We start from the raw sequence: 12168 nt of genomic DNA, 5'->3' as shown, positions 1-12168 counted from the left end.
CGCGATCAGTCCTCGCGCACGCAGGAGCACACCTGCGAGCGGCGTGCCGAGCGCGCGGGTCGGCTGCCACGGAACGCGGGGGCGCCGAGCCGGGTGTGGCGGCGGGCGGGTTCGAGGGTGACGACGGTGGGCACCGCCGCGGTGGCCGCCTCGCCCGCCGAGGGCAGCACCAGAACTCGCACGGTGTGGAGCGCGTGCGAACCGACCGCGCGCAGCTCGGCGAGGCCGGGTGCCGTGCACACCAGCACCGAGGCCTCGTCGTCGCCGAGCTGTCCGGCGACCAGGGCCGGATCACTGCCCGCGTAGCGGCGCAGCGACAGGCAGGCGCCCGCCTGGACGGCCGCGAGCACGGCCACGACGGCGGCCCGGCTGGTGAGCGGCGCGCTCACCGCGACGACGTCCTCGGCGGTCATCGCCAGATCGGCGCGCAGTTCCCCGGCGGCGGCGGCCAGTCCCGCACTGCCGACGGTGAGCGCGGCGGTGCCGCCGGACAGGCAGAAGGCGAATCCGCCGGACCCGCTCGATGCCGGCTCGGGGCGGGGACGCCACAGGCGGATCAGGGTGTAGTCGTCGGCCACCGTCACCGCGGTGGCACCGGAGGCGGCGGGATCATCGGCGAGTTCGTCGACGAGGTGACCGTCGCCGATGTGGCCGATCAGATGATCGACTCGGGTCGCCAGCACGGTCCGCACGGTCTGTTCGACCGGTTCGAAGATGTCCAGCGGCACCGCGACGGCGCCGAGGTGTTCGACCGCGAGCATCGCCAGCAGCGACTCGTACCCGGACCCGATGTAGATCGCCGCGCGCTGTCCCGGCTCGATCCCGGCGGCGCCGAGCTCGGCCGCGAAGAGACCGACGGCTTCCCACAGCGTCGCGTAATCGTGCAGGCAATCGCCATCGAGCACGGCGGCCCGATCGGCGTATGCCACCGCGGTCGACTCCACACACAGAGCTACACCTGACATATGCACCCGCACACCCTTCCGACTACCTGTTTAGCCCACGGAACGAATTCCGTCTTCGGCCATACTGTCACAAAGGAAAGGCAAACCTAACTTTTAAATCAGGCCGTGCGGTAAGTCACACCCATCTGTTACCCCGTCGGCTACGGGGGGAAACACGCGGATGCATGGTCTCAGGCGACGCGGACCTCGCGCAATTCCAGCTCGAGCGCGTCGGTGGTGGTCACCACGCCACAGCGGCGGGCCGCGTAGTCCATCGCCATCAGGTGTTCCTCGCGGCTGAAGTCGGCGGTGGCGTCGAGCACGACGAACGGGCGCACGTCGTTCATGAACGCCTCGGCGGCGCTGAGCAGCACACCCATGTGCGCGTACACGCCGGTGACGATGAGCTGGTCACGGTTGTAGTGGCTGAGCAGTTCGCGCAGGTCGGTGCGCTGGAAGGCGGAGTAGCGCCACTTGGTCACCTGGATGTCGGAGCGCTGCGGCGCCAGCTCGGGCACCACCTCGGTGTCGATGCCGGTGGTCAGGCCGGTGCCCCAGAAGTCGGTGAGCAGGCCGCGCCGGGACGGGTGCTGATCGCCGGGCTGCATCGTGTAGACGACCGGGATGCCCGCCTCGGTGCACATCCGGCGGATGCGCGCCATGTTGGCCAGCGCCGAGGAGATCGGCTCCTGGTCGCGCTCGTAGGCGTTGATGAAGTAGCGCTGCATGTCGTGGATCAGCAGCACGGCACGACCCGGATCGATCGACCACGACACCCGGTTCTCGGCGACCTCCTCGGGCGCGGGAATCGAATACGGTGCGATCGGCGGAATGGCCACGATGTCTCCAAGTCGAGTTCGGCAGAGCGGGATGTCGGGAAGCGGGCGCGGGTGCGCCTCAGATGTCGAGCGTCGCGCCGCCGTCGACGCGCAGATCGTGCAGCGTGATGTGCCGCGCGGCGTCGGAGGCGAGAAAGACGACCGCCGCGGCGACGTCGTCGGCGTCGGCCACCCGCCGCAGCGGGATGCCGAGTTTGTAGGCGTCGGGGTCACCGGCGACGATCTTTGCCCGCGCGGCGGCGGCGAGTTCGTCGGGCGCGCCGTCGGCGGACCACATCTCGCGCAGCATCGGGGTGTCGGTGGAACCGGGCGAGACCAGGTTCACCCGCACGCCGCTGCCCGCCACCTCGAGGCCGAGCGAGCGGGCGAACGAGGCGGCCGCCGCCTTGGACGCGCCGTAGGCGGCCATCCCAGCGCGCGGGGTGGCGCCCGCGTTCGAGGTGACCACGATGATCGAGCCACCGCCGTCGGCCACCAGTTCGGCCGCGGCGCGGCGGGTGACGTTGACGGTGCCCGTCGCGTTCACCGAGATACACCGATCCCATTGCGCCTCGGTGAGTTCGGCGACCGGACCGGTCGCCAGCACGCCGGCCGCGTGCACGACGACGGTGGGCCTGCCGACGGCGGCGATCGCCGCGTCGAAGGCGCGATCGACGGCGCCGCGGTCGGTGACGTCGACCACCCCGGCGTATCCGTCGACGCCGAGTTCGGCGAGCACCTTGTGCACCGCGGGATCGTGATCGAGCAGCGCGATCGGTGCGCCGAGACGGGCGAACGCCGCGGCGACCGCGGCCCCGATTCCGCCCGCGGCACCGGTGATCACGACCGGCCCGTGCGCTTCCGCGACAACTGACATGTTGTTTAGCCTAAACTAACCTAACTGCCGAATACAACGTCCCTTGGAAGGTTCGATGTTGGACACCCACCTGCCCGGCTTCACTCCGTGGCCCGCCGACGAGGCGCGACAGTACCGCGAGCTCGGACTGTGGACCGGCGAGACTTTCGACGATGTCCTGCGCGCCCGCACCGCCGCGAACCCGACCGCGATCGCCGTGGTCGACCAGGCGCATCGCTGGACCTACGCCGATCTCGACACCCGCGTCGCGAGCCTGGCCGCCGGACTCGCCGAGCAGGGTGTCGCCGCGCGCGACCGGGTGCTGGTGCAGCTGCCCAATGTCGCCGAGTTCGTCGAGGTGATCTTCGCACTGTTCCGGCTCGGGGCGCTGCCGGTGTTCTGCCTGCCCGCCCACCGCAGGGCCGAGCTGATTCCGATCGGCACGGCCAGTGGCGCGGTCGCGATCATCACCTGCCATCACCATCAGCTCTTCGACCACGCCGCGCTGGCCGCCGAGGTCGCGGCCGAGGTCCCCGCGCTCACCCGGGTGATCGTGCTGCCCGATCGCGACGGGACCGCGGTCCCCGCGGGCACGGTGAGCCTCGACGAGCTGCGCTCGGCGCCACGGGAATTCCCGCGCGCCGACCCCTCGGATGTGGCGTTCCTGCAGTTGTCGGGTGGCTCCACCGGTATCCCGAAGCTGATCCCGCGCACCCACGACGACTATCTGTTCAGCGTGCGGCGCAGCGCCGAGATCTGCGCACTCGACACCGACACCGTCTATCTGGCGGCACTGCCGGTCGCGCACAACTTCCCGATGAGTTCGCCCGGCATCCTCGGCGCGCTGTGGGCGGGCGGCACCGTGGCGATGGCGGCCGATCCGACCCCGGCGACGGCCTTCGCGGCCATCGAGGCGTTCGGCGTGACGATCACCGGACTGGTGCCGCCGCTGGCGCGGCTGTGGGCCGAGCGCGCCGAGGCCGGTGGCACTCCCGATCTGTCGACGCTGCGCGTGCTGCTGGTCGGCGGCGCGCGCTGCCCCGACGAACTGGCCGCCCGGATCGGTCCGGCGCTGGGGGTGACCCTGCAGCAGGTGTTCGGCATGGCCGAGGGGCTGGTCTGCTACACCCGGCTCGACGATCCGGCCGAGGTGATCGTGTCCACCCAGGGTCGCCCGATGTCGGAGTACGACCAGGTCGCGGTGGTGGACGAGGAGGGTGAGCCGGTGCCGCCGGGCACCGACGGGCTGCTGCAGACCAAGGGGCCGTACACGATCCGCGGCTACTACGACAATGCCGCGGCCAACGAGCGCTCGTTCACCGCCGACGGCTGGTACCGGACCGGCGATGTGGTGTGCCTGCGCCCGGACGGCAATCTGGTGGTCAAGGGCCGCCAGGACGACCGGGTCAATCGCGGCGGCGAGAAGGTCTCGGCCGAAGAGCTCGAGGAGCACCTGCTGGCCCATCCCGCGGTGCGCGACGCGATCATCGTCTCGGTGCCCGACACCCATCTGGGCGAGCGGACCTGCGCGTTCGTGCTGGCCGCCGACCCGGCGACACCGCCGACCCTGGCGACGGTCCGCAAGTTCGTGCGCGAGCGCGGGGTCGCGGCGTGGAAGCTGCCGGATCTGGTCGAGGTGGTCGACAGCTTCCCCGAGACCGGAGTGGGCAAGACCAGCAGGCGGGCGCTGCGCGCCGCCCTGCTGGCCGCCTCCAGCCACGCGGACAGCAGCTCGTGAGCACCCCGGAGCGCAGCCGGATCAGCGACATCATGCCGCTGACTCCGCTGCAGCAGGGTCTGCTGTTCGTCTCCGGCCTCGGCACCGAGGTCGATGTCTACACCGTGCAGGCGACGATCGAGATCACCGGACCGCTCGACGGCGAGCGGCTGCGCGCGGCCGCGCACGCGGTGCTCGAACGGCACCCGAACCTGCGGGCCTGCTTCCGCACCCGCAAGACCGGTGAACCGGTCGCGATCGTTCCGTCGCGGGTCGAGATCCCTTGGCGCACCGTCGATCTCACCGGGATAGAGGAGTCGGCGCTGGAGCCGCGCTGGTCGGCGATCCTCGATGCCGACCGCGCCGAACGGTTCGATCCGGCCAAGCCGCCGCTGCTGCGGTTCACCCTGGCCACGCTGGGTCCCGACCGGTTCCGGCTGCTGCTGACCAATCACCACCTGCTGCTCGACGGCTGGTCCTCGCCGCTGTTCGTGCGTGAACTGTTCGCGCTGTATCCCGATCCGGACCCGGGCGCGCTGCCCGCCGTGCGGCCGTTCCGCGACTTCCTGCGCTGGCTCGACGAGCGCGACCACGACGCCGCCGTCACGGCGTGGCGCACGGCCCTGGCCGATGTACCCGGCCCGACGCTGCTCGCCCCGACCGGTGCCACGCGCAATGCCGTTCGCCCGCAACGGCATACGTTGCCGCTCAGTGCCGAGACCGGCGTCCGGCTCGGTGAGCGGGCCAGGGAACTCGGGGTCACGGTGAACTCCATCGTGTCCGCGGTGTGGGGGTTGACGCTCGGTCAGGCGGTCGACTCCGCCGATGTGCTGTTCGGTTCCACGGTGTCGGGGCGCAGTCCCGAGATCGAGGGCGTCGAATCGATGATCGGCATGTTCCTCGGCACCTCGGTGGTGCGCATCCGTCAGGAGGCGAGTGACGATCTCGCCGAGGTGATCCGGCGCGCGCACCAGGCGCAGACCGCGACCATGGACCACCAGCACCTCGGCCTGCCCGCGATCCAGCAGGCGAGTGGGCACGGCGAGCTGTTCGACACGCTGCTGGTGTTCGAGTCCTATCCGGACGCGCGCGAGGCGATGGCGGCGGTCACCCGGGCGGCGGGTCTGTCCATCGAATCGGTCCAGCCGCGCGATTCCACGCACTACCCGCTGACCGTCACGGTGATCCTGGAACCCACCCTCACCGTGCACCTGTTCTTCCACGACACCGTCTTCACCGATGCCGAGATCGCCACGCTCTCCCGGCATTTCACCACCCTGCTCACCTTGGTCGCCGAGCAGCCGAAGACCCCGCTCGCCGAGCTGGCACTGTGCACCGAGGACGAGCTCGCCGAGCTGACCCGCTGGGGCACCGGCCCCGCGCGCACCACCCGCCCCGCCGATATCGAGGCGGTGATCACGGCCCGCACCGATGACGCGGTCGCGATCCGCTGCGACGGAATCGACTGGACCTACGCACAATTGGCCGAGTCCACCGCCGGTCTCGCCGCCGAATTACGCCGCCGCGGCATCGGCCCCGAGGACCGCGTCGTCGCGGCACTCCCCCGCGGCTTCGCCTTCGCCACCGCCCTCCTCGCGATCCTGCGCACCGGCGCCACCTACGTCCCGGTCGACCTGGGTTACCCCCGCGAACGCATCGACTACATCCTCGCCGACGCCACCCCGACCTTGGTCATCGGCGATATGGACACCACCGTGGCGCGCCTGGGCAGCACCGAGCTGTCCGCGCTCGGCGCACCGCTGCCGAGTAGTGCCGAGCCTGCCGCACTGGGTGCGCCAGCTGAACCAGCGGCACGCAGCGGCGAGACGGTTGCGCAGCCGCAGGCTGTCGATCCGAATCACCCGGCCTACCTCGTTTACACCTCCGGTTCTACCGGCCGGCCGAAAGGTGTGCTCGGGACCAGGGCTGCGCTCAATGGGCGGATCGACTGGGCTGTGCACAGCTGGGGCGCAGGCGAACCCGATATCCGGCTGTCGAAGAGTTCGTTCGCCTTCATCGATGGCACCACCGAGCTGCTGGCCGGCCTCGCGGCGGGGGCGCTCGTGGTGATCGCCACCGATACCCAGCTGCGTGATGTGCCCGCGCTGGCCGCATTGATCGAGGCCGAGCGGATCACTCAGCTGACCGCGGTGCCGACCCTGGCCGCCGAGCTGATCGCGCACGCGCCCGCGCTGCGTGAGCGGGTCGGCACGTGGATCCTCAGTGGTGAGCGCACGAATCCGGCACTGCTGGAACAGCTTCACACTGCCGACAACCGGATCATCAACTCCTACGGCTCCTCCGAGATCGCCGGTGATGTGACCTGGCAGGAGATGGCCGGCGCGGACGTCGCGATCGGCCGACCGGTGCCCGAGGTCGAGCTCGAGGTGCTCGACCGGTTCCTGCGTCCGGTCGCGCCCGGTGCGGTGGGTGAGCTGTATGTGCGTGGTGAGCAGGTGGCGCGCGGGTATCACGGCAATCCGGCCGCGACCGCTGCCCGTTTCGTCGCCGCGCCGAGCGGTCAACGGCGTTATGCCACCGGCGATCTCGTGCGATGGCGACGCGACGGTGTACTCGACTATCTGGGTCGCGCCGATCAGCAGGTGAAGATTCGCGGCAACCGGGTCGAGCCCGGTGAGGTCGATGCGGCGCTGGCCGCACTGCCCGGTGTCGAGGGTTCGGCGACGGTCGCCGTGGCCGATGGCACGGGCGCGATGATGTTGCGCTCCTTCGTGGTCGGCGCCGAGCTGGACGCCGGTGCCCTGCGGCGCGCGCTGGCGCAGCGGCTGCCGTCGTATCTGGTTCCGGCCGTCGAGATCATCGCGGAGATCCCCCGCCTGCCCGGCGGCAAGGTCGACAAGCGCGCGCTGTCCGCCCGGTCCGGTTCCGCCCACGCATCGCGGGCGGCGAACACCGAGCTGGAGACCCGGCTCACCGCGATCATCGGCGAGGTCCTCGGCCTGGACGACTACGGCGTCGAGGACGACTTCTTCGCCCGCGGCGGCCACTCGCTGCTCGCGGCCCGTGTCGCCATCCGGGTACAGACCGAACTGGGCCAGACCGTCTCGGTACGCGACCTGTTCGAGCACCCGACGGTCGCCGAGCTGGCGGCGGGGCTCGCCTCGGAAACCCTGACGACAGTGACCCTTCCGCCGATCGTCCCGGTCGAGCACGGTCCCACCGTCGCACTCTCGCACGCCCAGCACCGTCTGTGGGCCGTCGAGCAGATCGCCGGTGCGGCGGGCGCCTACAACCTGCCGTTCGTGCTGGAACTGCACGGCCGCGTAGAGGTGAACAGCCTCACCGCCGCCCTGTCCGACCTCGTCGACCGCCACGCCGCCCTGCGCACCCTGCTCGTCGACATCGACGGCGAACCCGCCCAGCGTGTCCTCCCCCGTGGCCAACGGGTCCCGTTCACCGAACTCACGGTGCCCGACGCGACTCCCGCCGATGCCCAGCACCCCGGCACACACCGGGACCTGGCCACCGAACACACGGATCGGCCTGAGCCCGAACACGCATCGCACGGCGGGCTCGACACCGCGGCCGAGCAACCAGGCGCACAAAAGGATCAACGCGGATACCGAAGCTCGCTCGGCGCCGCGACCGAACACCGCGACGCACCAGCGGCCCAGTCGCCGGCCGCAACGGCATCGCGCGGTGGTGTCGACGCCGCGATGGCAGAGGTCGAACGCCTTGGCGCGCAACCGTTCCGGCTCGACACCGAATTGCCGATTCGCGCCGCGCTCGTGCACACCGGGTCCGGCACCGCGCTGCTGCTGGTGTGCCTGCACCATGTCGCGGGCGACGAGTGGTCGACCCCGATCCTGTTCCGCGACTTGGCGATCGCCTATCGCAGCCGGGTCCTCGGGTTCGTGCCCGCCTGGTCCGCGCTGCCGCTGAGCTACGCCGATTACGCCACCTGTCAGCGGTCGACGGGTGAGGCGCTGGCGCCGCACCGGGAGTTCTGGTCGAACGCCCTGGCCGGCGCGCCGGAGGAACTGGCACTCCCCTATGACCGGCCGCGGCCCGAACAGCCCGACTTCGCCGGTGCCGTCGTCGATTTCACCATCGACACCGTGCGCGCGCAGGCCCTGGCCGAGCTGGGTCGTTCGGTCGGCGCGACCGGGTTCATGGTGGTGCACGCCCTGGTGGCGACCCTGCTGGCCAAGCTCTCCGGTGGTCGCGACATCGTCGTGGGCACCCCGGTCTCCGGACGCACCGGCGCGGGGGTCGAGGAGATCGTCGGCCTGTTCACCAATACCGTCGCGCTGCGCACCGACCTGTCCGGCGACCTGGACTTCACCGAGCTGCTGCGGCGGATCCGCGCGCAGGACCTGGCCGCCTTCGAGCACCAGGACCTGCCCTTCGACGTCATGGTCGAGCTGGCCGGCCAGGATCGGGTGACCGGCCGGACCCCGCTGTTCCAGACGATGGTGCAGTACCGCAAGCCGATCACCGCCCCCGACTTCGCGGGCCTGCGCGCCGAGATCCGGCATCCGGAGATCCGCTCGGCCAAGTTCGACCTGACCTTCGACTTCCTGGAACAGGCGGCCGGACAGGGCATCTCGGCCCGCATCGAGTACGCCACCGCGCTGTTCGACCGCGCCACCGTCGCCACCGTCGCCGAGCGCCTGCTCCAGCTCGTGGACGCGGTGACCACCGATCCGGGGATCGGTCTGCGCGCGCTGTCGGTGCTCGAACCGGCCGAGCGCGAGCAGCTGCGTCGCTGGAACGACACCACCGCACCCTTCGACGCCGCACTGGACCTGCCGGCGCTGATCGCGGACAGCTTCCGCGATCATCCCGAGCAGACCGCGCTGGTCTTCGGCGACCGGGAACTGAGCTACCGCGAGCTCGATCGCGCCGTGGCGGTACTGGCCGCCGAACTCGACGCCCGCGGCGTCGGGGTCGACGACATCGTCGCCGTGGCACTGGACCGCTCGTTCGCCCTGCTGGTCGCGGTGCTGGCGGTACACCGGGTCGGCGCCGCCTACCTGCCGGTGGACCGCGGCTACCCGGCCGACCGGATCGAGTACATGCTCACCGACGCCCGCCCGTCGGTCCTGATCGACGACCGCCCGCAGGCGGCGCCCGAGGGCATCACGGGGCTGCTCGTCGACGAGAACGGCGCACCGGCGGTGCCCGTGGCGGCGGGTCGCGAATTCGCGCCGTGCGTGCTCCCGGCCACCAGGGCTGCCTATGTCATCTACACCTCCGGCTCCACCGGCAAGCCCAAGGGCGTGGTCGTCGCGCACGACGCCATCGTCAACCGGCTGCGCTGGATGCAGCGGGAATACGGGCTGGTCCCGGGCGAGCGGGTGCTGCACAAGACGCCGATCAGCTTCGACGTCTCGGTGTGGGAGTTGTTCTGGCCGTTGACCGTCGGCGCGACCATCGTGCTCGCCGCGCCCGACGGCCACCGCGATCCGGCCTACCTGGCCGATCTGATCCGCCGCACCGGCATCACCACCGTGCACTTCGTGCCGTCGATGCTCGGCGCGTTCCTGGCCGAGCCGACGCTGGGCGAGCTGCCCCGGCTGCGGCGCGTGCTGTGCAGTGGCGAGGCGCTCACCCCCGCGCTGCGCGATCGCTGCCACGAGCTGCTCACGGTCGAGCTGCACAACCTCTACGGCCCCACCGAGGCCGCCGTCGACGTCACCGCCACCGAGGTGCCCGCGGGCGACAGCCCGATCGTCGCGATCGGCGCACCGGTCTGGAACACCCGGATCCATGTCCTGGACCGGGATCTGGCGCCGGTGCCGGTGGGCGGATACGGCGACATCTATCTCGCCGGTGTCCAGCTCGCCCGCGGCTACCTGCACCGCCCGGCACTGACCGCGGACCGGTTCGTCGCGAATCCGTTCGCGGCCGACGGTTCCCGGCTCTACCGCACCGGCGACATCGGCCGCTGGAACACCGCCGGGCAGGTCGAGTACGCGGGCCGGTCCGACTTCCAGGTGAAGATCCGCGGGCAGCGCATCGAACTCGGCGAGATCGATGCCGCGCTGCACGCCGTGGACGGCGTCGACCGCGCGGCCACCCTGGTGCACACCTACGACGACGGCAGGCACAATCTCGTCGGCTACGCGGTCACGGAGCTGACGCCGCGCGCGGTCATCGACGCGCTGGCGCGGACGCTGCCCGCGCACATGCTGCCCGCCGCGGTGATCGTCGTCGAGGATTTGCCGGTCACCGCCAACGGCAAGCTCGATCGCACGGCACTGGCGAAACTCGTTCCCGCCCAGGAGGAGTCGGCCGGTGAACCGCTGACCGAGCGCGAAACCCTGGTGGCACAGGCCATCGCGGAGGTCGTGCGCACCGCCGATGTCGAAACACTGGGCCCCGACAGCGATTTCTTCGCCCTCGGCGGCGACAGCATCGTTGCCCTGAGCCTGGTCGGCAAACTGCGCAAGCGGGGCCTCGAACTGTCGGCCCGTGCGGTGTTCGAACACCGCACGGTCCGCGCGCTGGCCGCTGCGGCGACGGAGGCGGGCACTCTCGCCGACGACGACAGCGTCGGCCCGGTGCCGCTCACCCCGATCGTGAGCAAGCTCGTCCAGCGCACCGGACCCAGCACCCGACTCAACCAGACCGTGGTCGTGCGGCTGCCCGCGGGCACCGAGACCGCGCGGGTCGAGCGGGTGATCGCCGCGCTGGTCGCCCGGCACGACGCGCTGCGCCTGCAGTCGACCAGGGTCGGCGGGCAGGTCTGGACCCTGCACACCCGGTCGGCGGCCACCGTCGACGCCACGGCTCTGCTCGACACGGTGACACTGCCCCCGGACGCGCCGATTCCGGCCGCGCTCGACGAACTCGCCGACACCGCGGCCAGTCGACTCGATCCCGAGGCGGGCGTGCTCGTCCGGTTCACCCACGTCGATCGCGGCGCGGGCGAACCCGGCTACCTCGTCATCGTCGCCCACCACCTGGTGGTCGACGGCGCGTCTTGGCGCATCCTGCTCGACGATCTCGACCAGGCCGCCCACGACCGCGAGCTCGACCCGGTGCCGGTCTCCCTGCGCAGCTACGCCGACGCGGTGACCGCCCAGGCCGCACAGCGCCTCGCGGAACTCACGCACTGGCGGACGGTCCTCGCACCGGGCGCGAATCTCGTTGCCACGGGCGATCATCCGGGCACGGTCGCGGAACTGGCCCATCTCGACATCGAGGTCGGCGACGAGATCGCGACCGCGATCACCGCACCCGCCCGGCCGATCCCGACCACCGATCTGCTGGTGGCGGCACTGCGGCTGGCGGTCAGCCGCTGGCGGGCGGGCGCCGGGGTGCCCGACGGCGATCTGACCGTGGATGTGGAGCGGCACGGCCGCGACGGCTTCGGCGATCTCGATCTCACCCGCACCGTCGGCTGGCTCACCAATGTCACGCCGGTCCGGCTGCCCGCGAGCGACGATCCGGACTCGGTGGTCCTCACCACCGCGGCCGCGATGGCCGCCGCGCCGGACGGCGGGATCGGTTTCGGCATGCTGCGCTATGCCAACCCGCGCACCGCCCGCGTGCTGGCCGCCCTGCCGCGGCCCCAGGTGCTGTTCAACTACCTGGGCCGGGTCGAGTTCGGCGCGGCCGCGGACTGGCGACCGGCGCCGGAGGCGCGCACGGTGTCGGCGGCGGCCGATGCGGAGCTGTCGGTGGAATACCCGCTGGAGATCAATGTGCGCGCCGAGGCATCCGGTGACCAGGTGCTGCTGCGCGCCCGGTTCACGTATCTGCCCGGTGCGATCCGGCACAACGATGTCGCGCTGCTCGCCGAACTGTGGGCGCAGGCACTGCCGGACGCGACGGACCTGACAAAGACGGATCGGTCAGGTTAGA

5 protein-coding genes are annotated in these 12168 nt (G+C 71.2%); 2 read left to right on the top strand and 3 right to left on the bottom strand.

The window, feature by feature from the left end; translation table 11 throughout:
- Window positions 1-5: 5 nt before the first annotated feature.
- The 3 genes from ACFVVM_RS18515 to ACFVVM_RS18505 form a co-directional block, all read right to left on the bottom strand.
- Window positions 6-965 (bottom strand): AMP-binding protein, encoded by a 960-nt coding sequence (locus tag ACFVVM_RS18515; protein WP_387619477.1) that lies wholly within the window; start codon window positions 963-965, stop codon window positions 6-8.
- Between the two features lie 170 nt (window positions 966-1135).
- A complete protein-coding gene (locus ACFVVM_RS18510) occupies window positions 1136-1783 on the bottom strand; it encodes an isochorismatase family protein (RefSeq protein ID WP_387619474.1) in 648 nt (215 codons plus the stop codon).
- A gap of 58 nt (window positions 1784-1841) precedes the next feature.
- The gene (locus tag ACFVVM_RS18505; RefSeq protein ID WP_387619471.1) at window positions 1842-2639 is read right to left on the bottom strand and encodes an SDR family oxidoreductase; all 798 of its coding nucleotides are present in this window, start codon (window positions 2637-2639) and stop codon (window positions 1842-1844) included.
- A gap of 55 nt (window positions 2640-2694) precedes the next feature.
- On the opposite strand from ACFVVM_RS18505, the gene ACFVVM_RS18500 reads away from it, so the two are divergent.
- On the top strand, window positions 2695-4356 hold the full coding sequence (locus ACFVVM_RS18500) for a (2,3-dihydroxybenzoyl)adenylate synthase (RefSeq protein ID WP_387619469.1): 1662 nt from the start codon (window positions 2695-2697) through the stop codon (window positions 4354-4356).
- Window positions 4353-12167 carry an amino acid adenylation domain-containing protein gene (locus ACFVVM_RS18495; protein WP_387619467.1) on the top strand — a complete coding sequence of 2605 codons (7815 nt, stop codon included), beginning with the start codon at window positions 4353-4355 and terminating at the stop codon, window positions 12165-12167. The genes ACFVVM_RS18500 and ACFVVM_RS18495 overlap by 4 nt, the downstream gene beginning before the upstream one ends.
- The last annotated feature ends 1 nt before the right edge of the window (window position 12168 follow it).

Origin of the sequence: Nocardia sp. NPDC058176, from assembly GCF_042883805.1 — a bacterium.
GTDB lineage: Bacteria > Actinomycetota > Actinomycetes > Mycobacteriales > Mycobacteriaceae > Nocardia.
Note: the sequence above shows the minus strand (reverse complement) of the source record. Positions and strands in the feature narration are given on the sequence as shown.